Source organism: Pseudomonas guariconensis (assembly GCF_040822035.1).
In the GTDB taxonomy this organism is placed as follows: domain Bacteria; phylum Pseudomonadota; class Gammaproteobacteria; order Pseudomonadales; family Pseudomonadaceae; genus Aquipseudomonas; species Aquipseudomonas guariconensis.
Genome location: NZ_CP162012.1, coordinates 4,153,658 through 4,177,748, shown reverse-complemented (window position 1 = coordinate 4,177,748; position 24,091 = coordinate 4,153,658). Strand labels below are relative to the sequence as shown.

The 24,091-nt window shown below is 60.3% G+C and carries 23 protein-coding genes; 7 read left to right on the top strand and 16 right to left on the bottom strand.

What is annotated here, in order from left to right:
* Window positions 1-418 precede the first annotated feature (418 nt).
* Window positions 419-4,636 carry an NEL-type E3 ubiquitin ligase domain-containing protein gene (locus AB1N67_RS19370; protein ID WP_367863877.1) on the top strand — a complete coding sequence of 1,406 codons (4,218 nt, stop codon included), beginning with the start codon at window positions 419-421 and terminating at the stop codon, window positions 4,634-4,636.
* Between the two features lie 56 nt (window positions 4,637-4,692).
* On the opposite strand, the gene glpD is transcribed toward AB1N67_RS19370, so the two are convergent.
* The 4 genes from glpD to AB1N67_RS19350 all read right to left on the bottom strand — a co-directional run bounded on the left by glpD (window position 4,693) and on the right by AB1N67_RS19350 (window position 9,832).
* Entirely contained in the window at window positions 4,693-6,231 is a 1,539-nt protein-coding gene (gene glpD, locus AB1N67_RS19365) for a glycerol-3-phosphate dehydrogenase (protein WP_102081828.1), read from the bottom strand.
* Between the two features lie 255 nt (window positions 6,232-6,486).
* Window positions 6,487-7,242 (bottom strand): DNA-binding transcriptional repressor GlpR, encoded by a 756-nt coding sequence (glpR, locus tag AB1N67_RS19360; RefSeq protein WP_043206512.1) that lies wholly within the window; start codon window positions 7,240-7,242, stop codon window positions 6,487-6,489.
* A gap of 182 nt (window positions 7,243-7,424) precedes the next feature.
* The gene (gene glpK / locus AB1N67_RS19355; protein ID WP_043206513.1) at window positions 7,425-8,915 is read right to left on the bottom strand and encodes a glycerol kinase GlpK; all 1,491 of its coding nucleotides are present in this window, start codon (window positions 8,913-8,915) and stop codon (window positions 7,425-7,427) included.
* 65 nt (window positions 8,916-8,980) lie between these two features.
* Window positions 8,981-9,832 carry an MIP/aquaporin family protein gene (locus AB1N67_RS19350; protein ID WP_102081830.1) on the bottom strand — a complete coding sequence of 284 codons (852 nt, stop codon included), beginning with the start codon at window positions 9,830-9,832 and terminating at the stop codon, window positions 8,981-8,983.
* Window positions 9,833-10,134: 302 nt separating this feature from the next.
* On the opposite strand from AB1N67_RS19350, the gene ybaK reads away from it, so the two are divergent.
* Entirely contained in the window at window positions 10,135-10,605 is a 471-nt protein-coding gene (ybaK, locus tag AB1N67_RS19345; RefSeq protein WP_043206515.1) for a Cys-tRNA(Pro) deacylase, read from the top strand.
* 79 nt (window positions 10,606-10,684) lie between these two features.
* Here the strand turns inward: ybaK and AB1N67_RS19340 are convergent, their stop codons facing one another.
* Together AB1N67_RS19340 and argF are read right to left on the bottom strand one after the other, a co-directional pair.
* Window positions 10,685-11,794, bottom strand: coding sequence for an ABC transporter ATP-binding protein (locus tag AB1N67_RS19340; protein ID WP_043206516.1), 1,110 nt, complete (start codon window positions 11,792-11,794; stop codon window positions 10,685-10,687).
* Window positions 11,791-12,711, bottom strand: coding sequence for an ornithine carbamoyltransferase (gene argF / locus AB1N67_RS19335; RefSeq protein WP_043206517.1), 921 nt, complete (start codon window positions 12,709-12,711; stop codon window positions 11,791-11,793). Before argF ends, AB1N67_RS19340 begins: the two co-directional genes overlap by 4 nt.
* Before the next feature lie 421 nt (window positions 12,712-13,132).
* Between argF and grxD the strand changes: the two genes are divergently transcribed.
* The gene (grxD, locus tag AB1N67_RS19330) at window positions 13,133-13,468 is read left to right on the top strand and encodes a Grx4 family monothiol glutaredoxin (RefSeq protein ID WP_043206518.1); all 336 of its coding nucleotides are present in this window, start codon (window positions 13,133-13,135) and stop codon (window positions 13,466-13,468) included.
* A gap of 104 nt (window positions 13,469-13,572) precedes the next feature.
* Here the strand turns inward: grxD and bfr are convergent, their stop codons facing one another.
* Window positions 13,573-14,046: a bacterioferritin gene (gene bfr, locus AB1N67_RS19325; protein WP_043206520.1), complete on the bottom strand. Its 474-nt coding sequence runs from the start codon at window positions 14,044-14,046 to the stop codon at window positions 13,573-13,575.
* 202 nt (window positions 14,047-14,248) lie between these two features.
* Window positions 14,249-14,470, bottom strand: coding sequence for a bacterioferritin-associated ferredoxin (locus tag AB1N67_RS19320; RefSeq protein WP_043206521.1), 222 nt, complete (start codon window positions 14,468-14,470; stop codon window positions 14,249-14,251).
* Between the two features lie 212 nt (window positions 14,471-14,682).
* On the opposite strand from AB1N67_RS19320, the gene AB1N67_RS19315 reads away from it, so the two are divergent.
* Window positions 14,683-15,285 carry a peroxiredoxin gene (locus tag AB1N67_RS19315; protein ID WP_043206522.1) on the top strand — a complete coding sequence of 201 codons (603 nt, stop codon included), beginning with the start codon at window positions 14,683-14,685 and terminating at the stop codon, window positions 15,283-15,285.
* 61 nt (window positions 15,286-15,346) lie between these two features.
* Here AB1N67_RS19315 and rnt read toward each other — a convergent pair whose 3' ends face one another.
* Window positions 15,347-16,018: a ribonuclease T gene (gene rnt, locus AB1N67_RS19310; RefSeq protein ID WP_070575015.1), complete on the bottom strand. Its 672-nt coding sequence runs from the start codon at window positions 16,016-16,018 to the stop codon at window positions 15,347-15,349.
* Complete coding sequence (pyrC, locus tag AB1N67_RS19305; protein ID WP_043213044.1) at window positions 16,015-17,061, bottom strand: dihydroorotase; 1,047 nt, start codon at window positions 17,059-17,061, stop codon at window positions 16,015-16,017. Before pyrC ends, rnt begins: the two co-directional genes overlap by 4 nt.
* Window positions 17,062-17,191: 130 nt before the next feature.
* Between pyrC and AB1N67_RS19300 the strand changes: the two genes are divergently transcribed.
* Both AB1N67_RS19300 and AB1N67_RS19295 read left to right on the top strand, forming a co-directional pair.
* Entirely contained in the window at window positions 17,192-18,169 is a 978-nt protein-coding gene (locus tag AB1N67_RS19300; protein ID WP_367863334.1) for an OmpA family protein, read from the top strand.
* Window positions 18,170-18,297: 128 nt separating this feature from the next.
* A complete protein-coding gene (locus AB1N67_RS19295; RefSeq protein WP_043213048.1) occupies window positions 18,298-19,515 on the top strand; it encodes an argininosuccinate synthase in 1,218 nt (405 codons plus the stop codon).
* Window positions 19,516-19,572: 57 nt separating this feature from the next.
* On the opposite strand, the gene AB1N67_RS19290 is transcribed toward AB1N67_RS19295, so the two are convergent.
* A complete protein-coding gene (locus AB1N67_RS19290; protein WP_102081831.1) occupies window positions 19,573-20,034 on the bottom strand; it encodes a hypothetical protein in 462 nt (153 codons plus the stop codon).
* Window positions 20,035-20,401: 367 nt separating this feature from the next.
* Here AB1N67_RS19290 and AB1N67_RS19285 point away from each other — a divergent pair, with 367 nt between their 5' ends.
* On the top strand, window positions 20,402-21,034 hold the full coding sequence (locus tag AB1N67_RS19285) for a response regulator transcription factor (RefSeq protein WP_043213052.1): 633 nt from the start codon (window positions 20,402-20,404) through the stop codon (window positions 21,032-21,034).
* A 45-nt stretch (window positions 21,035-21,079) separates the two neighbouring features.
* Here the strand turns inward: AB1N67_RS19285 and AB1N67_RS19280 are convergent, their stop codons facing one another.
* The 5 genes from AB1N67_RS19280 to AB1N67_RS19260 form a co-directional block, all read right to left on the bottom strand.
* Entirely contained in the window at window positions 21,080-21,256 is a 177-nt protein-coding gene (locus tag AB1N67_RS19280) for a PA3496 family putative envelope integrity protein (protein ID WP_043213055.1), read from the bottom strand.
* Window positions 21,257-21,360: 104 nt separating this feature from the next.
* Window positions 21,361-21,999, bottom strand: a complete 639-nt coding sequence (gene nth, locus AB1N67_RS19275) for an endonuclease III (RefSeq protein WP_367863333.1) — start codon at window positions 21,997-21,999, stop codon at window positions 21,361-21,363.
* Window positions 22,000-22,003: 4 nt separating this feature from the next.
* Window positions 22,004-22,528, bottom strand: a complete 525-nt coding sequence (locus AB1N67_RS19270; RefSeq protein ID WP_102081832.1) for an NADH:quinone oxidoreductase — start codon at window positions 22,526-22,528, stop codon at window positions 22,004-22,006.
* Window positions 22,521-23,123 carry an RnfABCDGE type electron transport complex subunit G gene (locus AB1N67_RS19265; RefSeq protein ID WP_102081833.1) on the bottom strand — a complete coding sequence of 201 codons (603 nt, stop codon included), beginning with the start codon at window positions 23,121-23,123 and terminating at the stop codon, window positions 22,521-22,523. The genes AB1N67_RS19270 and AB1N67_RS19265 overlap by 8 nt, the downstream gene beginning before the upstream one ends.
* A complete protein-coding gene (locus AB1N67_RS19260) occupies window positions 23,120-24,091 on the bottom strand; it encodes an RnfABCDGE type electron transport complex subunit D (RefSeq protein WP_102081834.1) in 972 nt (323 codons plus the stop codon). The genes AB1N67_RS19265 and AB1N67_RS19260 overlap by 4 nt, the downstream gene beginning before the upstream one ends.

Sequence of the window (24,091 nt, the reverse complement as noted above, 5' to 3'; positions counted from 1 at the left end):
AAACGTGGTGCATTCGGCTACCAAGTGTAGAGCATGAGTCGTGCCAAGCCCTGCTGTCGATCATATCGCCGCGAAATTACTGGTTTTGAGGCTTTTTTTTACCGTTTTTTGCCAGAGCAGATGTGCGGATTTCCGAATGAATACCCTCTGCGTGTTCGGAAATCCGAATGAGGGGCCTGGGTAGTACCCCGGTACTGCGCCACCGGGGCAAGCAATTGATGAGATCGAGCTTTTCAACTGCTCGAGATTGCACATGCCTGATTCCGCTCCATCTGACGACTCCATCGACACCTTGTTCGCGCAACAGATGCCAAGCTGGTTGCGCCGTGAGGACGGCCACCTGCACTGTATCGATCGCCTGCGTGCGTTTCACAAGGCATTGCTCAGGCAAGAGCGTGCGGTAGCCGCCTTGCGCCCGGTGCTGGCGCAGATTCCTTCGATCGAGGCGTTCGCCGAGCCGCTTTTACGTGAAAAGCTGGTGCAACTGGGTGAAGCGGCTCCTGACGTCAGGCACAGCCAGGTGTGTATCTGGCGGCGTCCGGTCATGCCGTCCTTTGCTTTAATACTTTCGACGCGCCAGTTCGTTCCATCATCGACACAAAGCCTATTGGCCGCTGCGCTGCACAACTTTCATCTGGTCGAGACCCGGCCTTCCGACACTCGCAAAGGGTATCTGCGCACGCGTTCGGGTAAGCGGATGGCCTTGGGGTTTCATGCCTTTGCCGGGCGCTGCCGAGAGCTGGACATCGGCGCGAAGTACCAGGAAAAACTCAAGGCGGTTCTCAAACCCAAAGACGGCGCTGAGGCCGTGTATCGCCTGTTCCAGGAGAACCAGCAGGCGCACCTTGAGGTCGCCGTGCGCTCGGCGCAGCTCAAGGGCGAGCTGGATGAGGACAGCTTCCAGTGCATGCTGGCCTTGATGGCGTTTCCGTCAATCGTGCCGGCAACCTCGTCCAACGTGGAGCTTCGGCACCTGTATATATTGGGCGTACCCGTTCATGGCGTGGTCTGCGCAGCGGCCAGTGCGGCTGATGGTGGGGCGTTGCAAGGTGTGATCGTCTGGGTGCCCAATGATCCGGATTGTCCGGTGAAGCGTTTTGATTCCTGGCAGGCAGTCTACGACGGGCTGGCCAGGCGTTTGGTCAGCCGTCGTTATCGGCAGTTTTTTGCCCGATTCGTCAGCGAGGCCGACCGCGTCAAGTTCTTCACCCGTCTGGCCGAGCAGTCCAAGGGCTGGACGCACGAACGGTTGGCGACATTGACCGGCGGACATAAGCCGATCATTGCAAAAAAGGACAAATCGATAGGAGAGCGGTTGAGAGTCTTTCTGGCTGACTCGCAGATAGACAAGATTTTCGACGATGCACGTGTGCTCGCTGTGCCGACAGGTCAGGAAGACGAAAACGATCGTAACGAACGGCTAAGCGGTTACGAGTCCTTGGGCCTGAATGTACTCAATATCGCTTCGCTGTTCGTTCCGGTATTGGGGGAGGCATTGCTGCCTGTGGCCCTGGTGCAGATCGCCAGCGAGTTCTTTGAAGGTTACGAGGATTGGAACCTGGGCGATCGTCAGGGAGCTATCGCCCATGTGTTTGGGGTGGCCGAGAGCATGGTCGCTGGAGCGCTGCTGGCTAAAGGGGTATCGGTGGCGGTAAAGGCGCTCAAGCCAGTGGCATTCATCGATAAGCTCAGCCTGGTTCGCACCCGTCAGGGCAAGGTGAAGCTGTTCGACGGCTCGCTCGAGGGTTACCGGCTAGACCCCGCCAGCCACAATGCTCAAACCCCGCAAGAACAATGGTTGCTGCATGACGACAATCAGCTCTACCGGCTGCAGACCGAGCGTGGCGGGCGCCTGCGTCATCCCACGCGTGCTGATATGTACACGCCGCGTATAGAAGACAACGGAGCAGGGGGCTGGCGCCACGAATTCGAGCAGCCGCGGACCTGGAGCGGTGCCGGTACCTTGGTTCGGCGGCTGAGCGGGCGCTTGTCTGACCTTTCCGATGAAACGGCAAAGCATTTGTTGCAGGCGACCGGTTACAGCGAGGCGCAGATACGCCGATTGCACCTCGAAAACCAGGGGGCGCCTGCGCGATTGCTCGATGCGCTGGAGCGTCATCAACTGCATCAGCAGCATGCTCATCTGGGGGGCGCTGAGCTCGAGGCGCTGTTCAAGGAGCGCGAACCCATGGCCGGTCCAGCGCAAAGCAAATTGCTGCGGGATTTTCCGGGGTTGTCGCTTCGTTGTGCGCGGGAAATCTGTGCCCAGGCCACTGGCGCCGAAATCACCCGCCTGGAGAGCAGCGAGCGAGTGCCGTTGGCATTGGCCGAACGTGCTCGATGGTATCTGCGCGAGAGCCGTCTCGACCGCGCCTGCGCCGGGCTGCGCCTGTTCAGGGCGACCAATGCCGACACCCAGCGTCTGGCGCTTGAGTTGATCGAGTTGCTGGCGCCCTGGCCTGCGGATTTGCGGATCGAGATTCGCGAAGGCTCGATCGAGGGACCGCTGCTGGCCAAACAGGGCAAGGCGCAGGCTGCCAGGCGGAGGTCGATCATCCGTTCAGGTAATCGATACGCGCTCCAGGGGCACAAAGGCGAGCAGGATTTGATGTCGTTGTTGTTCGGCCTGTTGAGCGACGGGCAAAAACGTACGTTGGGTATTGCGGGAAAGCAGGTCGACGCCCTGGAAAATCGCTTGGCAGCGTATGCCAGCGAGTCGCGTGATCGGGTTGCCAAGTGCCTTGGTATGGGCGATGCGAAGGCCCTACGTGCCCCGCTGCGCTTCGGCGATGGGCAGGCGGGGTATGCGCTCAGCGGAAGAGGGGCTGTCGATGGATCGGCCATCGTGCGAGGCATCCATCGGATTTTCCCGACGTTGAGCGCCCTGCAGCTCGATGCCTACATTCGTGAGCTGCGCACCCGTCATTTGGGGTTGTACGAGCACTTTTCGATGTTGTCGCTGCATCTGGAGCAGTTGCGCACGGGGCTGGAGGCTTGGCGCAACGAGGCCAGCGGGCTGTTCACTCGTCTGCGTCGTCGTCGGGTCGCCGACCAGATCAGGCGTAGCTGGCGACGCAAGATCGTCAATGAAGATGGCTCCTACGTCCTGGTGATCGACGGAGAGCGGGTCGGCGGGCTACCGACCTTGCCTGAAGGGGTGAGGTTCGATCACGTCGAGCGGCTGGTTCTGCGCAACATGGAACTGTCCGACATCGAGGCGGATTTTCTGCACCGCTTCGCCAATGTGCGTGAGCTCGATCTGAGGGGTAACCGCCTTGGCCGCGTGCCTCAGGGCCTGGAATACCTTGGGCAGCTCAGGTGGCTCGATCTGTCGCGTAATCACATCGTCATGGATGAAGCCGGGGAACACTGTCTGCGCGGCCTGGCGCGCCTTCAGCATCTCAACCTCAGCCATAATGGCGAACTCGGCCGCGCGCCGGACCTGAGCCACCTGCGCCACCTGCGCGAGATGCGCTTGCGGGCGACGGGGTTGATGGCGTTGCCGGAGCGACTCCCACTGGCTGCACTGGTGGATTTGCGCAGCAATCGTATTCAGTTGCTGCAGCGTGACAACCACAGGCTTCGCCACCGACTCGAGCGGGTGCTGCTGCACGATAATCCGCCCTCGCACAGCGGCAGCGAAGGGTCCTCCAGCTCGGGCGATGTGTCGTTGGCGCCGGTGAGGGCGATCGCGGGCGAGGATGTCCAGGAGAATCCCGGTTACCAGCATGCTGTCGTCGACGCTTCGCTGCGCGCGCGGTGGCTGGATGAGGGAGCGGATGAACAGAGCCTGCGCAGGCAGGCACTCTGGGAGACGTTGCAGGAGGAGCCTGGTTCGGCATCGTTGTTCCAGTTTCTGGCTGACTTTGCCAGCTCGCGGGATTTCACGAGGAATCCGCAGCGCTTTCGCGCCCGCATCTGGTCATTGCTGCAAGCGTGTGCCGAGCGTGAGCCCTTGCGCCAGCGGCTGTTCATGATGATGGATGGCCCCCGCGGCTGTGATGACAGATTGTTGCTGACGCTGCGTCACGCCGAAGAGGCCGTGCTTGCCGAACAGGCCATTCTCGGCGTTGCGAAGGATCAGGTGGAAAGCACCTTGCTTGGCCTGGCACGTCCATTTTTCCGACTGGATGAGATCGACCAGATCGCCACGGAACACGTCGCCCGGCTGGAGTCTGAACGGGAAATGCAACTTGCCCTGGGGCAAGAGACGGGTGTGGTGGATCCGGTTGAGACGGAGCTGGCTTACCGGGTCGCGCTCTATGAATGGATCGGTCTGCCGCTGCAGAAGGACTGGATGCATTTCGGGCGTTTTTCCAGGCTTACCAAGCACGACGTGGAAATCGCTCAAGCGCGGGTGCTCTCGCTGGAAAATGATGACGCCTTAATCGACTCGCTCGCTCAACGCCCGTTCTGGGCGCACTACGTCAGGGAACACTACGCGCAGCGCTTCGAGGCGGTGCATCAGGCGTCTTGGGGAGAGCTGGATTCGCTCGACGATAAGCTGGCTGCGGACCAGATCACAGAAGGGGAATACGCAAGACGGCTGAAGGAGATGGCTGATGAGTTCAACCGGGCCGAACGTGAGCTGGTGAAGGCGCTGGCCCGGGAGGTCTACATGCGCGCCAAGCCATAGGCTGGCTGTCAGCCCCCTGGCTGCGCGGGCGCCATGCCAGGGGGCTTGATTGAGGGTCAGGCTGCCTGCTCGGCGGCTCGGTTGGAGTGGGCGCGGTGCAGGTAATCGGCCAGTGCCTGCTTTTCAGCCGGGCTGGTGAACAGCCCCAGCTTGGTCCGGCGCCAGAGGATGTCATCGGCTTGCACCGCCCATTCCTGGGCGATCAAATAGTCCACTTCACGGCTGAACAAGCCGCCACCGATTGGTTGGCCCAGGTCCTCGGGCCCACTCACGCCTTCGATCAGGCGCCATACCCGGCTGCCATAGGTCACTGCCCAACGCTTGGCGATATCCACCGGCAGCCAGCCGTGGCGGGCCAATACCGCATCGACCAGCGCCTGAACCGTCGTCATGTTTTCACCGCCTGGGAGTGGGGCGGTGGCCGTCCAGCTATCACGCATCTGGGTGAAGAATGGCTTGAGTTCGCCCATGGCCGATTCGGCCAGCTTACGGTACGTGGTGAGCTTGCCGCCAAAGACCGACAGCAGAGGTGCCTGGCCGTCGCTGGCCGACAGCGCCAAGGTGTAGTCGCGGGTGACGGCCGACGGATTGTCGGATTCGTCGTTGCACAGCGGGCGTACCCCGGAATAGGTGTGCAGGATATCGGCGCGGCTGAGCTGATGGTTGAAATGCTCGTTGACGATCTTGAGCAAGTAGTCGGTTTCCATCTCGGTGATGGCTACCTTGGCTGGGTCGGCGCTGTACTCACGGTCGGTGGTGCCGATCAGGGTGAAGCGATCCAGGTACGGGATGGCGAAGACGATGCGTTGGTCTTCGTTCTGCAGGATGTAGGCGTGTTCGCCTTCGTACAGACGCGGAACGATGATGTGGCTGCCCTGGATCAGGCGGATGCCGTAAGGCGCGTCGAGCTTGAGATCGTCCTTGATGAAGCTGGCTACCCAAGGCCCGGCGGCGTTGACCAAGGCGCGGGCGCGGATGGTGCGCTGGCTGCCGTCGGCCTGTTGCAGTGCCACCTCCCACACCCCATCGACGCGCTCTGCGCGCAGGCAGCGGGTATGGGTATGAATGTGCGCGCCTTTTTCACGGGCAGCCATGGCATTGAGCACCACCAGACGCGCGTCGTCCACGGCGCAATCGGCGTACTCGAAACCTCGGGTAATGACGGGCTTGAGCGGATTGCCAGCGCCGAAGCGCAGGCTGCGAGAGGCCCCCAGGCGCTTGCGCTTGCCCAGGTGATCGTAGAGGAACAGGCCCGCGCGGATCATCCAGGCTGGGCGCAGGTGTGGGCGGTGGGGCAGGACGAAACGCATGGGTTTGACGATATGCGGTGCCTTGGCCAGCAACACCTCGCGCTCTGCCAGGGCCTCACGGACCAGACGGAACTCATAGTGCTCCAAGTAGCGCAGGCCGCCATGAATCAACTTGCTACTGGCCGAGGACGTATGGCTGGCCAGGTCGTCTTTTTCGCAAAGGAACACCTTCAGGCCGCGTCCCGCTGCGTCGGCGGCGATGCCCACGCCATTGATGCCTCCCCCGATCACAGCGAGGTCGTAACAATCGGCGAGGGGCGGCTGGGACGAAGCGGGCTGGGACACGGCAAGGCCTCCTGGGGGCGCAGTTCACATCGAAAGTGAACATTGATGTTCATTTTCGAAAATACTAGCGCAACGAATAGCCGTTATCCAGTCAGTCTCTATAGAAAAAACTGATCAGAGAACAAGAAAATGAACGATAGCGAACATAGAACGCGCCGTATTCGGCGCATGCGAGCACTGGGGGTGGGCCGGTGAGGACCTGACCTGTAATGGGCTGCAAGGCAGCCCAGGATCTGCTGGATTCCGACGCCCGGATCAGACGACTTCTAGGCGAATCTTGTGCTGGTTGAGCAATTGGGTGAGGGCGGGGGTTGGGGGCTGGTCGGTCACCAGGCAGTCGACCAGGCTGATCGAACCCAGGCGAACCATGGCATTGCGGCCGAACTTGCTCGAGTCGGCAGCCAGGATGACCTGACGGGCATTGTTGATGATCGCCTGGGAAACCCGTACTTCCTGATAGTCGAAATCGAGCAGGCTGCCATCTTCGTCGATGCCACTGATGCCGACCAGGGCGAAGTCGACCTTGAACTGGTTGATGAAGTCGACGCTTGCCTGGCCCACGACCCCGCCGTCGCGGCGCACGGTGCCGCCAGCCACCAGGACTTCGAAATCGTCCTTGGCGCCGAGTATCGCGGCCACATGCAGGTTGTTGGTGATGACCTTGAGATGGTTGTGATTGAGCAGGGCGCGGGCGATCGACTCGGTGGTCGTGCCGATATTGATGAACAGTGAGGCATGATCGGGAATCTGCCGGGCCACGGCTTCGGCGATGCGTTGCTTCTCATCGCGCATCTGGTCTGCACGCATGGCGTAGGCGGTGTTCTCGATGCTCGAATCGTAGGCTGCGCCGCCGTGGTAGCGTCGCAGCAGGTTGCCCTCGGCGAGCTGGTTGATGTCACGGCGGATGGTTTGTGGGGTGACGACGAACAGCTGCGCCATTTCTTCGATGCTGACGTAACCGCGCTCGCGCACCAGTTCGAGGATTTGTTGTTGGCGGGGAGGCAGATTCATGGGCGGTCCTTTGGGGCTGCCGGACAAATTCTGCAATGAAACCAAAGGCGGCTATAAGCTACAAGCTACAAGTTACAAGCCATAAGAAAAAGCAGCGTTCGGTTGGCCGACGTGCCTATGCTTGGCTTGCAGCTTGCAGCTTGCAGCTTGCAGCTTGCAGCTTGCAGCTTGCAGCTTGCAGCCTACTCTTCCCAGTCGCGGGTGCGCTCCACAGCCTTTTGCCAGCCTTTGTAGAGCTTTTCTTTCTGCGCTTCTTCCAGTTGTGGGCTGAACTCGCGCTCGATGATGGCCTTGTCCCGCAGTTCGTCCAGTCCGCTCCAGAAACCACAGGCCAGGCCTGCCAGGTAGGCTGCGCCCAGGGCTGTGGTTTCGCGCATTTTCGGTCGTTCGACGCAGGTGCCGAGGATATCGGCCTGGAACTGCATGAGGAAGTTATTAGCCACTGCGCCCCCATCGACGCGCAGTTCGCTCAGGCGCTGGCCGCAATCTTGCTGCATGGCATCGAGCACGTCGCGGGTCTGGAAGGCGATCGATTCCAGGGCTGCCCGGATGATGTGATCGACCTTGACACCGCGGGTCAGCCCGAACAGCGCGCCACGGGCATAGGGGTCCCAATAGGGGGCGCCGAGGCCGGTGAAGGCGGGTACCAGATAGACGCCATTGCTGTCCTTGACCTTGCTGGCGAAGTATTCGGTGTCATAGGCATCGTTGACGATCTTCAGCTCGTCGCGCAGCCACTGCACGGTGGAGCCGCCGTTGAACACCGCGCCTTCCAGGGCATAGGCCACTTCCCCCCGCGGGCCGCAGGCGATGGTGGTGAGTAGGCCGTGGGACGACTTCACCGCCTGCTTGCCGGTATTCATCAGCAGGAAGCAGCCCGTGCCGTAGGTGTTCTTGGCCTGACCGGGCTCGACGCACATCTGGCCGAACAGCGCCGATTGCTGGTCGCCGGCGATACCGGCAATGGCGATGCCGCTTTTGGTGTGACCATAGACCTCGGACGATGGGCGTACCTGGGGCAGCATCTGGCGAGGAATACCCAGGATCTGCAGCAGTTGGTCGTCCCATTGCAGGGTATGGATGTTGAACATCAGGGTGCGCGAGGCGTTGGTGTAATCGGTGACATGGACCTTGCCGCCCGAGAATTTCCAGATCAGCCAGGTATCGATGGTGCCGAACAGCAGTTCGCCCCGTTCGGCACGCTCACGGACACCTTCGACGTTGTCGAGGATCCATTTGAGCTTGGTGCCGGAGAAATAGGGGTCGGTGACCAGCCCGGTGGTTTCGCGGATGTACGCCTCATGGCCTTCGCGTTTGAGCTGCTCGCAGATCTCGGTGCTGCGCCGGCACTGCCAGACGATGGCGTTGTACACGGGGCGGCCGGTTTCCTTGTCCCAGACCACAGTGGTTTCACGCTGGTTGGTGATGCCCAGCGCGGCCACCTGGGCATGGCTGATGCCAGCCTGGGCCAGCGCCTCGACCATGGTCGCGCTCTGGGTGGCGAAGATTTCCATCGGGTCGTGCTCGACCCAGCCAGCCTGGGGGTAGTGCTGGGCGAACTCGCGCTGCGAGGTGCCGACCACGTTAGCGTCGCGGTCGAAGATGATGGCCCGCGAACTGGTGGTGCCCTGGTCCAGGGCGATGATGTAGTTCTTGTCCTGGGTATCTGTCATGTCGGTGGCCTTGCACAAAATTGGGGGAAGTCAGGGCTGGTCGGGCAATTGGCCCGGCGGCGGCATCAGGAGACCTGGGTCTTGCCCTGAGGATTATCGTCTGTTTGTAGGTTCGCGGGTTGCACCGTCGGCAAATTGCGGGCGATCAGGCCCCGGTACAGGGCGGCGCCCAGGCAGGCGCCTAGGATCGGTGCGAACACCGGAACCAAAAAGTAGGGGATGTCACGCCCGCCGGTGAAGGCGATTTCGCCCCAGCCAGCCAGGAAGGCCATCAGCTTGGGCCCGAAATCCCGAGCCGGATTCATGGCAAAGCCGGTGAGCGGGCCCATGGCGCTGCCGATCACTGCGATCAGCAAGCCAATCAAGAGCGGTGCCATGGCGCCTCGGGGCAAGCCGTTGTTGTCGTCGGTCAGCGCCATGATCACGGCCATGAGAATGGCGGTAATCACTACTTCGACCACTACGGCCTGGGCAATGGACAGAGACGGGTGTGGATAGGTGGAGAACACCGAGGCCAGCTCCAGACTGGCCTGGCTGCCACGAACCATCGCGTGGGTCTGTTCGAAATCGAAGAACAGGTTGCTGTACAGCGTGTAGACCAGCGCTGCGGCACAGAAGGCGCCACAGACTTGGGCGAGGATGTAGAAGGGCAGTTTGCGCTTGTCGAAATCGGCGAACAGGCTCAAGGCAATGCTCACGGCGGGGTTCAAGTGAGCCCCTGAAATGCCGGCGGTGAGGTAGATCGCCATGCTGACGCCAATGCCCCAGATGATGCTGATCTCCCAGAGGCCGAAACTGGCACCCGCGACCTTGAGAGCGGCGACGCAACCGGTACCGAAGAAGATGAGCAAGGCGGTGCCGAGGAACTCGGCCAAGCATTGGCTTGAAAGGGTGGGTTGTCGTAGAGCAGTCGTCATGTGAAACCTCGTTTCTTGTTGTTGTGAGGCACTGGGCGCTCGACAAAAGGCTCGGTGTCTATCCCCATAAACCCCGGGCGAATGTAGGAAACGCACCTTTAAAGGGCGCCATTTATTCAAAAACGAAAAAATATAGACAAGAAACGCTGATGTCAAAGGTCGAAAGTGAACCGTCATTCACAATCTGACTGCCTGTATCAAGCGTGAATCCGCGAGCCAGACACGGTGGAGCTCGGTTCGCTGGTCGCTCTGTGGGATTTGCCCTAAAGTAGCCGGCGACTTGCCATCGACTGGAGCCGTACATGACCCCCGCCCTCGATCTTTTGAAGAAGGCGCGTGCCGAACACCGCGTGCACAGCTACGAACATGACCCCAAGGCGGCCTCCTACGGCTTGGAGGCCGCAGAGAAGCTAGGGCTCGACCCGCAGCGGGTGTTCAAGACCCTGTTGGCCAGCAGTGAAAAAGGTGAATTGCTGGTGGCAGTGGTGCCCGTGGGAGGCACGCTGGATTTGAAGGCGTTGGCCCATGCGGCAGGGGTGAAGAAGTGTGAGATGGCCGACCCGGTGGCGGCGCAGCGTGTCACGGGCTACCTGGTGGGTGGGATCAGCCCGCTGGGCCAGAAGAAGCGCCTGCGTACCTTCATCGACGATTCTGCGCAGCAGTTCGAGAGCATCCATGTGAGCGCCGGGCGACGCGGGCTTGAGGTGGAGCTGGCGGCGGCGGTGCTGGCCGAGCACACCCAAGGGAAGTTCGCCGGGATCGGGCGAGGCTGAACCCTAGCGGATTGGATGGAGGGAAGCAGGTGCTCCGGACAATCAGGAATGGGCCGCCCAGCGGCCCTTGTCGGGTGGCTCAGGTTGCCGAGCTGTAGCGGCGAACCCCGTTCTCCTGACGTGGCAACTGCGCCGCCACGCTGCCTGGTACCGGGAAAAGTACCAGGTGATCTGCTGCCACGCTGATGCCGACATCCTGACCGACCTGATGGTCGATATGGCTCGGGAAGATCGCCTCGAGCTGGCTACCGGTGGGCAGCTGCAGGCGATACAGCGTCGACGCGCCGAGGAAGCTTTTGCCGATGATGGTTGCCCGCAAATCGCTGTCCGGCGCGTGGATGATGTCATCCGGACGCAACAGCACGTCCACCGAGCTGCCCAGCGCCATGGTGTAGGCACGATTGCCGCGCAACTCACCCAGTTCGGTATTGACCGCATCATGGCTGCTCATCTGGCCACGGATGAAGTAGCCCTGGCCGATGAAGCTGGCGACGAACGGCGTCTGCGGTTCGTGATAGAGGTTGTAAGGGGTATCCCACTGCTCCAGGCGGCCTTCTTTGAACACGCCCACGTGATCGCTCACGGCGAAGGCTTCCTCCTGATCGTGGGTAACCAGGATGGCGCTGGTGCCGCGGCTCTTGAGGATATCGCGCACCTCATGGCTCAGACGCCGGCGCAGCTCCACGTCCAGGTTGGAGAAGGGCTCGTCAAGCAGCAACAACTGGGGTTCCGGCGCCAAAGCCCGGGCCAGGGCGACCCGTTGCTGCTGGCCGCCGGACAGCTCGTGGGGGTAACGACTACCCAGGCCGCTGAGCTTGACCAGCTCCAGCATTTCGTCGACCACCTCGCCCTGACGGGGATGCTTCCCGATACCGAAGGCGATGTTCTGCGCGACGGTCAAATGGGGGAACAGTGCATAGTCCTGAAACACCATGCCAATGCGGCGTTTCTCCGGCGCCAGGGTGAAGCCTGCGCGGGAGATGACCTCGCCGGCCAGCTGGATCTCGCCCTCATGCACCGGCTCGAAACCGGCGATGGCGCGCAGTGTGGTGGTCTTGCCGCAGCCTGAAGACCCCAGCAGGCAACCGATGTCGCCTGCATTGAGGTGCAGATTTAGGTTCTGGACGATGCGCTGGTCGCCATAGCCACAGGCCAGGTTGCGCAGGTTAAGCAGTAGCGGATGACTCATGCGTGGTGGTAAGCCGGTTCTACAAGGAATTCCAGAAGGGCCTTCTGCGCATGCAGGCGGTTTTCAGCCTGGTCCCAGGCGACCGAACGTGGGTCGTCGAGCAGGTCCTGGCTGATTTCCTCGCCACGGTGGGCGGGCAGGCAATGCATGAACAGGGCGTCGGGTGCCGCCAGGTCGAGCAGTTCGCGGGTGACCTGGTAGGGCGCGAAATGCGCCAGGCGCCGTGCAGTTTCCTCCTCCTGGCCCATGGAAGTCCAGACATCGGTGGTCACAAGGTGTGCACCGCGCACGGCTTCTTTGGGGTCGCGGACGATGGTCACGCGATCGCCACCCAGTTGGAGGAAGCGCGGATCGGGCTCATAGCCTTCCGGGCAGGCGATGCGCAGTTGGAAGTCGAATTGGTGGGCGGCTTCGATATAGGAGTTGCACATGTTGAAGCCATCGCCGATCCAGGCCACGGTCTTGCCCTGGATCGAGCCGCGGTGCTCGAGGAAGGTCTGCATGTCGGCCAGCAACTGGCACGGGTGCGACTCGTCGGACAGGGCGTTGATCACCGGGACGCGCGAATAGGCGGCGAATTCGGTCAGGGTGCTGTGGGCGTGGGTGCGGATCATCACCACGTCAAGCATGCTCGACAGGACGATGGCGCTGTCGCTGATCGGCTCGCCACGACCCAGTTGGGTGTCACGCGGCGAAAGGAAGATCGCCTGGCCGCCCAGTTGGATCATGCCAGCCTCGAAGGAGACACGGGTACGGGTCGAGGATTTTTCGAAGATCATCCCCAGTACGCGATTCTTCAGTGGCTCGAACAGCACGCCTCGTTTGCGCAGATCCTTCAGCTCGATGCCTCGGCGGATCACACCGAGCAATTCGTCGGTGGTGAAATCCAGCAGGGAGAGAAAGTGCCTAGCGCTCATGATTGACTACCTTATCTGCAACGGTTTGCAGGTCGACCGTATGGTTTTGTTGACAACGGGAGTGACCTGCGGCGTAAGCCGCACGAGGCGGACGGAATAGGGGAAGGCGCAATACTATAATTAAATGTCGCCTCAAACCAAGAGGGGAAACAGCTGCTCTATTACTGCGGGTGTCATAACCCTTTGTAGGGCTGCTGTTTTTTATTTTCTACAGGGGTTGTACACGGCTTGCCGGCGGTTTGGCAAACCCCTTGTCGCGAATCGCGTGCCACAGGTCGGAGGATGTTCAAAGCATTGCGCGGCGTCGATACCTATGTGAAGGCCGCTGTGGTGCCGGCAAGGCCGAGCATGCTGCTCGGCTTTCCGTTACAATGCGTCACCGTGCCGACGATTGCGTCGGAAAGTTCAGCCGAGGTGCTTCATGGATATCATCGAAACAATCAAAGAGCAGATCGCCAACAACACCATTCTGCTTTACATGAAAGGCTCGCCGAATGCCCCGCAGTGCGGCTTCTCGGCGCGCGCTGCGCAGGCCGTGATGGGTTGTGGCGAGAAGTTTGCCTACGTCGACATCCTGCAGAACCCGGAAATCCGCGCCAACCTGCCCAAGTACGCCAACTGGCCAACCTTCCCGCAACTGTGGGTCGGTGGTGAGCTGGTCGGCGGCAGCGACATCATGCTCGAAATGTTCGAGAAGGGTGAGCTGCAAACCTTGATCAAGGAAGCCGCCGCCAAGGCCAAGGCCTCCGAAGCCTGATCTTGCCGCCAGCCCCGCGATAGAGCAATCCGGCGGGGCTGACAAGGTTTGACAGGTATGAAAAAGCCCCGCATATGGCGGGGCTTTTTCGTTGCTGGCGAAACTTATTCTTCGCCCATCTGCGATTGCAGGTAGTTCTCGATACCAATTTTTTCGATCAGGCCCAATTGGGTTTCCAGCCAATCGATGTGTTCTTCCTCGGACTCGAGGATATCCTCGAGCAGGTCGCGAGAGCCGAAGTCGCCTGCGGTCTCGCAGTGGGCGATCGCAGCCTTAAGGTCGGCCAAGCCCTTCTGCTCGATCTTCAGATCGCATTCGAGCATTTCCTTGGTGTGTTCGCCGATCAGCAACTTGCCCAGGTCCTGAACGTTGGGGATGCCTTCGAGGAAGAGAATACGCTTGATCAGTTTATCAGCGTGCTTCATCTCATCGATGGACTCCTTGTACTCGTGCTTGCCGAGTTTGTTCAGGCCCCAGTCTTCATACATACGTGCGTGCAGGAAGTACTGGTTGATTGCGACCAGCTCGTTTCCGAGGATCTTGTTGAGATGCTGGATGACGCTTACGTCGCCTTTCATGTCGGGTTCCTGCCCTTGTTGAAGTGTGTCAATACAAGAAGTCTGATCCCGCCAACGGCCTCTGTCAAACCTAAGTAATTGAATAGTAAGTGAAAATTAATAGAAATAAGAATGTTTGTGAACCGCGTTAGGACGCTAACTTCTTGAATTCTGGGCATAAAAAAACCGGACACTGGGTCCGGTTCTTCTTGATTGGGTGTGTTCAGGCCGCGTTGAATTCAACAGGGTATGGCAGGGCAGCGTGCTGGGTGGCCTGAAGTTCAGTCAACGTCTCGCGAACGACCTGCTTGGCAAGGCAGGCGCATTTGCCGCACTGGCTGGCCACGTTGGTGGCGGCTCGGACTTCCTTGTAGCTGCAGCATCCTTCATAGATCGCATCGCGGATCTGTCCGTCGGTGACGCCGACACAAAGACACACATACATAGGGGAGACCATCGCTGGTTAGGCTCGATGGGTTGGAGCTTAATGGTAATGAGAATGCGTGTCAAAGAACTTTCGGTAAGCGTCCGTCTAGAGCGACCGGTGGTTGGATTCGGCCTGTCACCAGAAGCCGTGTATGATGGGCGACCTTTGCTGGATGCCGGGCGGCCCGCCCACCCAGGCATCGGTATTTCACCACCCTCAGGAGATCACGAATGAGCGTACTCGTTGGTAAACAAGCCCCTGACTTCACCGTTCCAGCTGTGCTGGGCAACGGCGAGATCGTCGACAGCTTCAACCTGGCTTCGGCCATCAAAGGCAAGTACGGCCTGGTATTCTTCTACCCGCTGGACTTCACCTTTGTCTGCCCGTCCGAGCTGATCGCCCTGGACCACCGCATCCCTGACTTCCAGGCGCGCGGCGTGGAAGTGATCGGCGTGTCGATCGACTCGCACTTCACCCACAACGCCTGGCGTAACACCCCAGTCGACAAAGGCGGCATCGGCCAGGTCAAGTACACCCTGGCAGCTGACATCGCCCACGACATCTGCAAGGCTTACGACGTCGAATCCGAAGGCGGCGTGGCCTTCCGTGGCGCCTTCCTGATCGACAAGAACGGCGTTGTCCGTTCGCAGATCGTCAACGACCTGCCTCTGGGCCGTAACATGGACGAATTGCTGCGCCTGGTCGATGCTCTGCAGTTCCACGAAGAGCACGGCGAAGTGTGCCCGGCCAACTGGAAGAAAGGCGACAAAGGCATGACCGCTTCGCCAGAGGGCGTTGCTGCTTACCTGAGCGAGAACGCTGGCAAGCTGTAATTGCCAAGCGCATAAAAAAACCGGCCTTCGTGGCCGGTTTTTTTATGCGTCGGATTTGAGCTCAATCGTTGAAGTCGCGCCAGCCGCCCATTTCCTTCCAGCGGTTGACGATGCCGCAGAACAGCTCGGCGGTCTTCTCCGTATCGTAGCGGGCCGAGTGGGCCTCGCGGCCGTCGAAGTCGATGTCGGCGCTCTGGCAGGCCCGTGCGAGTACGGTCTGGCCGTAGGCCAGGCCCGCCAGAGTGGCCGTGTCGAAGCTGGAGAATGGGTGGAACGGATTGCGCTTGAGGTCGGTGCGCGCCACCGCGGCATTAAGGAAGTTCAGGTCGAAGCTGCTGTTGTGCCCGACCAGGATAGCCCGTTTGCAGCCATTGGCCTTCAACGCCTTGCGCACGCCGCGGAAGATGTCGGTGAGCGCCGTTTCCTCGCTCACCGCCATGCGCAGCGGATGGTCCAGCTTGATGCCAGTGAATTCCAGGGCTGCCGGCTCGATGTTGGCCCCTTCGAAAGGCTCGACCCGATAGAAGTAGGTGTGCTCCGGGAACAGGAAGCCCTTTTCGTCCATGCCGATGGTGACTGCGGCGATTTCCAGCAAGGCATCGGTCGCACTATTGAAACCGCCGGTTTCAACGTCCACCACGACGGGCAGGTAACCGCGGAAACGCTCGGCCATCGGATGGCGAGCGCCGCTGCCTTGACCTTCCTGGTCTTCTTCGTAGAACGCTTCGCTCACGCCTGACCCTCCAGCAGACGCCAGCGCAGCTTCTCGCCTGCGCGCAGGGGGATCACGGTATTGTCGCCCAGTGGCAGGCTGTCCGGGGCAGTCCACTCCTCGCGTACCAGGGTAATGGTGTCGGTGTTCGCCGGCAGGCCATAGAAGGCCGGGCCGTGGAGGCTGGCGAAGCCTTCGAGCTTGTCCAGCGCATTACGTTGCTCGAACGCCTCGGCATACAGCTCGATGGCGGCATAGGCGGTGTAGCAGCCGGCGCAACCGCAGGCGGCTTCCTTGGCATGACGGGCGTGCGGTGCCGAGTCGGTCCCCAGGAAGAACTTGCTGTTGCCGCTGGTGGCCGCATCCAGCAAGGCCACCTGGTGGGTGTTGCGCTTGAGGATCGGCAGGCAATAGAAGTGCGGACGGATACCGCCCACCAGCATGTGGTTGCGGTTGTACAGCAAATGCTGGGCAGTGATGGTCGCGCCGACGTTGGCCGGGGCCTGCAGGACGAACTGCGCGGCATCGGCGGTGGTGATGTGCTCGAACACCACTTTCAGAGTCGGGAAACGCTCGACCAGGCGAACCAGGTGCTCGTCGATGAAGCGCTTCTCACGGTCGAACACATCGACCTCGGGGCGGGTCACCTCTCCGTGCACCAGCAGCGGCATGCCGGTCTCGGCCAGGGCTTCGAGCGCTGGTGTGATGTTGTCCAGGCTGGTCACCCCCGAGTCGGAGTTGGTCGTGGCGCCGGCCGGGTACATTTTGGCGGCATACACGAATCCGCTGGCCTTGGCCGCGCGGATGTCCTCGGCGCTGGTTCGGTCGGTGAGGTACAGCACCATCAAAGGCTCGAATCGGCTGCCGGCCGGACGTGCGGCCAGGATGCGCTCACGATACGCTCCGGCCTCGGTGGCAGTGCGGACCGGTGGGACGAGATTGGGCATGATGATGGCGCGGGCGAAGGTGCGCGCCACGTCGCCAACGGTGTGGGGCAGGACGGCACCATCGCGCAGATGGATGTGCCAGTCGTCGGGGCGCAGGAGGGTCAGGCGATCGGACATTGGGGATTCCAGGCGGGTCGAACTCGTGTGCCAATGCTACCGGAAAACCCTCGTTCGAGCACGGCTATCAAGTTTTCCTGCCAGCGTCCGATAGCTTGCAGGTAAGCCGTCAGAATCAATGGAGCCGCCCGTGCGCCAGCGTTACCTAGCCCTGTTCATCCTGTTTGCCAGCCTGCCGGCCGGGGCATTGACCTTCCAGACTCGCGTGGAGAACGTTACCTGGAACGTCGAAGGGGATCAGTTCGAGTGCCGCCTTGTCCAGCCGATCGACGGTTTCGGTAGTGGCGAGTTCGTGCGTCGGGCCGGTGAGCAGCCGATCTTCCAATTGCGTTCGGACACCAACGCACTGGGAGCCGGCGGTGCGACTTTGCTGGCGGCAGCGGCGCCTTGGCAACCAGGTCGCGGTGATATCAATCTCGGCTCAGTGCGCATGGGCCGCACGGGGGTGTTGTTCACCTCGTCCCAGGGCCAGGCCAGCCGACTGATCAATGGCCTGCTCGATGGTCGCAGCACGGTGGTGCGCAACTACACGGGCGAAGCTGGCAGGCCCATGGAAGTGCGTGTGCTGCCTGTGAGTTTCGCCAAGGCTTACAGCGACTACCAGGTGTGCGCCAGCAAATTGCTGCCGATGAACTTCGACCAGATTCGCCAGACGCAGGTGAGCTTCCCCCGTGGGATCGAGCTGGACAGTGCTGCCAGGGCGCGACTGGATGTGATCCTCGATTACCTCAAGGCCGACCCTTCGGTGAATCACATCGAGCTCGATGGCCATTCCGACAACAGCGGCAATCGGCTGACCAACCGCGACACGTCGAGGCGCCGGGCCCTGGCGGTCGCCGATTACCTCAAGGCCCATGGTGTGCCACAGGAGCAGATCAGCGTGCGCTTCCACGGCGAGCGATACCCGCTCGCGCGCAACAACAGTGCCGCCAACCGGGCGCGCAACCGCCGGGTGAGCATCCAGCTGGATCGCGTCGCGCCGGTGGAAAAACCCGTGGAAGCCCCCACCGACAAGCCCGCTGGCCAACCGCCAGCGACGCCTCCCGCCACCGCCCCAGCGACCCCGGCTGCTGCCGTGGCTGGCCCGCGCACGGGTAAAGCTGTCTGAATGCGACCGCTGGTCGCGGTCTTGACTGTTCCTGTCGCTTTGTCGTCACAAGCTGTCGCCCCATTGTAAATATTTCAATGGGGCCGGTAGAATCAACCGCTTTCCGTACAACCCCGTGGAGTGATGGCATGGCGGACGTAAAAAAGGTCGTACTGGCGTATTCCGGCGGCCTTGATACTTCGGTGATTCTCAAGTGGCTGCAGGATACCTACAACTGCGAAGTGGTGACTTTCACCGCTGACCTGGGGCAGGGCGAAGAGGTCGAACCGGCCCGCGCCAAGGCTCAGGCGATGGGCGTGAAAGAAATCTACATCGATGACCTGCGCGAAGAATTCGTGCGTGATTTCGTTTTCCCGATGTTCCGCGCCAACACCGTCTACGAAGGCGAGTACCTGCTGGGTACGTCCATCGCCCGTCCGCTGATCGCCAAGCGTCTGATCGAAATCGCCAACGAAACCGGCGCCGATGCCATTTCCCACGGTGCCACCGGCAAGGGTAACGACCAGGTGCGCTTCGAGCTGGGCGCCTATGCGCTCAAACCAGGCGTAAAGGTGATTGCACCCTGGCGTGAGTGGGATCTGCTGTCCCGCGAGAAGCTGATGGACTACGCCGAAAAGCACGGCATTCCGATCGAGCGCCACGGCAAGAAGAAATCGCCGTACTCGATGGACGCCAACCTGCTGCATATCTCCTACGAAGGCGGTGTCCTGGAAGATACCTGGACCGAGCACGAGGAAGACATGTGGCGCTGGAGCGTGTCTCCGGAAAACGCCCCGGATCAGCCCACCTACATCGAGCTGACCTACCGCAATGGTGACATCGTCGCCATCGATGGCGTCGAAATGACCCCCGCCACCGTACTGGCCGAGCTTAACCGTATCGGCGGTGCCAACGGCATCGGTCGCCTGGACATCGTCGAGAACCGCTACGTGGGCATGAAGTCCCGCGGTTGCTACGAAACCCCTGGCGGCACCATCATGCTCAAGGCTCACCGTGCCATCGAGTCGATCACCCTGGACCGCGAAGTCGCTCACCTGAAAGATGAGCTGATGCCGAAGTATGCCAGCCTGATCTACACCGGCTATTGGTGGAGCCCGGAGCGTCTGATGCTGCAGCAGATGATCGACGCTTCCCAGGTCAACGTTAACGGTGTCGTTCGCCTGAAACTGTACAAGGGCAACGTGATTGTCGTAGGGCGCAAGTCGGACGATTCGTTGTTCGATGCCAACATCGCGACCTTCGAGGAAGATGGCGGTGCCTACAACCAGGCCGATGCCGCGGGCTTCATCAAGCTCAACGCCCTGCGTATGCGCATTGCAGCCAACAAGGGCCGTTCGCTGCTCTGATCTTTGCGAGCGCCTCGAAAACCCCGGCCGTGTGCCGGGGTTTTTTTTGCCTGGATTTCAGGGCTGCTCACGTTTTTCGTTTGTGCCCTCGACATTGATCGAGAGATGGATGCGAACACCGGTCTCGAGGTTTTCGAGAACCCAACTGCGAGGGAGCGTATGAGGTTGGTTGAGAGCACGCAGAATGTGGGGTTCGACGATCTTGCGTGTGTCTGGGCCGGAAAGGGTGATGCTCAGGGGCTGTTCTGGCGAGACGTATTCAGGAGGGGATGAAAGGGAGCTCTGAGGGTCGGTCTTTTCTGCCGTCTCCGGCAGGGGAGGTTGATACAAAGATTGATTGTTGAAGTTCAAGGTCAGGAAAAACAGCATAGTCAGGAAGAAGGGAAAGCCTACCAGGAACCACGTGTAGATTTCCTGACTGTTCTCACTGAGAAAAGGCAACGTCGCCAGCGCAGAAGCTTCGATGATGCCTGCAAAGATGGCGATGATAGCCAAGGGGCTGATGGAGTCTGTTTGCATGGTGCTTGCCCACGAATGTTTGCCTATCTCTCGCCTGTTTTGGGCCTGATGAAAAGATAGAGCTGTTTCCCGTGGAAGCGACATGACGCTTCATGTCATCTGCATTTTTCTAAAGTTACCCCGCCTGAATCGAGAATTCCTTCAAGTTAGAAGCGTTATGGAAGTGGGGTTTTATATTGCTTATTGTTAGTTTTATAGGCGGCGCCTGGGTGCAAAAGTTTTAAGTAACTAGGCTTGTAGGAAAATTCTTTAATTTATGTAGGGGCTCTCTCTGCTTGGTGATGAGCGGCAATTCGCTGCGCCATAAGGCAGTCAGCTCGGTTATCGTAATGCTTTGGAGTTGTAATAGTGAACCAATGGATGCCGCATGAATAAAGTGCTTATCGTGGATGATCATCCGGTAATTCGTCTGGCCGTACGCATGCTGATGGAACGGCACGGGTACGACGTGGTGGCGGAAACCGACAATGGTGTGGATGCCTTGCAATTGATCCGGGAGCACCTTCCGGACATCGTGATACTCGATATAGGTATTCCGAAGCTGGATGGGCTGGAAGTCATCGGCCGTATGGCATGCATCAGTCCAGGCAGCAAAGTGTTGGTACTGACCTCGCAGGCGGCGGGACATTTTTCGATGCGTTGCATGCAGGCCGGTGCTGCCGGGTATGTGTGCAAGCAGCAAGACCTGACGGAGTTGCTCAGTGCGATCAAGGCCGTGTTGTCTGGATACAGCTATTTCCCCAATCAGGCGCTACACAAAGCTCGTGGATGCGTGAAGGGCGGCAGCGAGGAGGAAATGGTCCAGCGCCTCTCCGGCAGAGAGGTGATGGTGTTGAAGGAGCTGGCCAGCGGCAAGAGCAACAAAGAAATCGCCGACAGCATGTTCCTCAGCAACAAGACGGTGAGCACTTACAAGACGCGTCTATTACTCAAGCTCAATGCCCATTCGCTGGTCGACCTCATCGAGCTCGCCCAGCGCCATGGCTTATCCCGTCCCTGAAACACGAAGCCTCCGCAAGGGAGGCTATCTAGGATATCCGACCCGTCATAGGTCGTAATCAAAATCGGCGAGTTGCTTTTGCAAACGCCGCTCCTCGAGAAGGTTGTCGATGGTGCGGCGCTTGCTCAAATTGGTCTTTGCAGGTTCCACCTGAGGCTCTGCGTCGTCTTCCGAGGTGGAAAATTCATCGTCGATTGACAGCTCGTCTTTATCGGTACTCATGAGTCACTCCAAGCCAAGGGGCCGTTGGCCGTCCTTATAGCGAGAAACCCGATTCCGGTAAAAAAGATTTTTTCAATCGTGTAGAACCCTTTCTTTCTATTGCATCAATCGTCAGAAGTCTTGTGTTTGTACTCGCACAAGTCTTCGATTCGACAGCTGCCACAGCGAGGCTTGCGCGCCTGGCATACATAGCGACCATGAAGGATCAACCAGTGATTAGCGTCGAGCAGGTAGTCTCGGGGCACGAACTTCATGAGTTTCTTTTCTACCTCCAGCACCGTCTTGCCAGGGGCGATGCCGGTGCGGTTGCTGACCCGGAAAATATGCGTATCAACCGCCATGGCGGGCTGACGGAAAGCGGTATTGAGCACTACGTTCGCGGTTTTGCGACCCACGCCCGGCAGTGCTTCCAAAGCTTCACGAGTTTGTGGCACTTCGCTGCCGTGGTGCTCAATCAGTAAACGACAGGTTTCGATGACATTCTTGGCTTTGCTGTTGTAGAGGCCGATGGTCTTGATGTATTCGCTAAGCCCTTCGACACCCAGTGCGTAGATCGCCTCGGGGGTATTGGCCACCGGATACAGGCGAGCGGTGGCCTTGTTGACGCTGACGTCCGTTGCCTGGGCGGACAGGATTACGGCGATCAGCAATTCGAAGGGCGTAGTGTAGGCCAGTTCGGTTTTCGGATCGGGATTGTCTTCGTGCAGCCTGCGAAAAATCTCCAGGCGTTTGGCAGCATTCATGGGCTCAACGGCTTCCTTGACAACGTGAGGGGGCAGCCCCCGGATGCAGGCGATTGTACAGGGCCAGCAGCAGGCCAAGCAGCATCAACCCCCCAGGCACAAGGCCCGCCAAATGAAGACCTGGCCCTGTTGCCAGCCATTGACGACAGGCGCCAAGCAGTACGCATAGCATTGACAGAGCGCTCACGTGAACCGCGAGATAGCGCCACCGCCCCGTGGTGGGGAGCAGGTAATCTACCGCGAGGCTCTGCACGCTCAGCAAGACCGGGTAATGGCCGAGCGCCAGGGCCAGGGGTAGCGCCCAAGCGTTCAAACCTAATTGCAGGCAACTGGCCAAACCGGCGAGCAGCAGCAGGCTGGCCAGCAAACGGGGGAGGCCAGTCAGAGTTTTGCGCAGAGGGAGCATCAAGACCTGATGAGTGATGATCATCCCGGCCGCGCAAAGGCCGATCATTATCCCTTGCGCCAGGGTCGAGGTCGCACCGACCAACGTCACCACGCTCACCCCCAGCAATCCGAACCTATTCATGTGCACTTTCCTCCAGCAATGCGGTTCGATGGGTGTCGAAATAGCGCAATGCGTCCTGCAGGGCGTCGATTACCGCGCGTGAGGTGACGGTAGCGCCTGCCAGCTGGTCGAAGTCCCCTTGATCACGTTTCAATGCCCATCGGCTGGTCTGGGCGTGGCCTGAAAATTGCTCCAACCAGTGCACCGCAGGATCGATCAGCCGCGCCCCCAGTCCAGGGCTTTCCTTTTGTTCCAGTACTCGGATGCCCAGCAGACGCCCATCGGGAGCGATCGCGATTGCCAAGATTATCGGGCCGGCATAACCCTGGACCTGACTGCGCAGCAAGATGGCGCTTGGGCTTGCGCCCAATGTGGCACGGTAGCCGGCGAGTAACTCGCTATGGGGCAGACGGGTATCGCGCAGGGCGAGGGGCGCTTGCAGGGGCTGGTTGTCATAGCTGCTGTCAGGAAGCACCGAAAGCCATTGACGGCTTTGCAGCTGTTGCTCGGCTTGCTGGATGGCCGAGAGCGTCCAATGCCTCCAGATCAATGTCATGCCCAGTGACAAGGCGCCGACCACGACAACCAACAGGACACCACGCGCTGTACGGTTCATGGGGCGGCCTGCGTGAGACGTGCGGCGTATCGTTCCAGAGCCGGCACGGCAAGGTTCATCAGCAAGATGGCGAACGCGGTACCGTCGGGGTAGCTACCCCAGGTTCGGATCAAGTAGATGAGCAGCCCAGTGCCGAAACCGAACAGTAGCCGCGCCGGAGGACTCTTGGGGCCAGACACAGGCTCAGTGGCGATGAAGAATGCGGCCAGCATGGTCGAGCCGGAAAACCAGTGCAGCAGCGGCGAGCCATTGGAGTCGGAACCTGATCCGTTCCAGCACAGCAGGCTGAACAGGAACAATCCGCCGAGCAAGCCTGCCGGCGTGTGCCAGCTGATGACCTTGCGCTGAAGCAGAAACAGCCCGCCCACCAAAAAACCGACATTCACCCATTCGCTGCTTCGACCTCCAATCGCGCCGAATCCAGGGTGCTGGGCGAACAGTTCATCGATGGTCAGGCTGCGATTGTGGCGCAGGCCATCGAGCACTGTCGGGGTAGCCCAGGCGTCGATGTGTCCGGTGCTGGCCCAAAGGCTGTGCAGGCTTTCCATGAGCCCGGGCGAGTGGCCCGGCCATTGGTTCATCTGTAGGGGGAAGCTCAGGAGCACGAAGGCATAACCGACCATCGCGGGGTTGAAGGGGTTGCGGCCGACCCCGCCAAAAGCGTGCTTGCCAACGCCGATGGCGACGCTTGTGGCGATGACCGGCAACCACCAAGGCGCATGGGGGGGGAGTGAGGCGGCCAGCAGTACGGCGGTTACCAATGCGCTTGCATCGGCCAACGCCGGTTGCGCAGGTTGGCTGCGCAGGGCCAGGAGTAACGCTTCGCAGGCCAGCGCAGTGCTTGCGCAAAATAGCAAGTTGAACAGTACGCCCCAGCCGTGCAGCCAAAGCAGCCCTAGCAAGCCTGGCACACAGGCCAGCAGCACTTGGCCCATGGCGCTGCGCAAGCGCGGCTCAGGCGCGGGCAT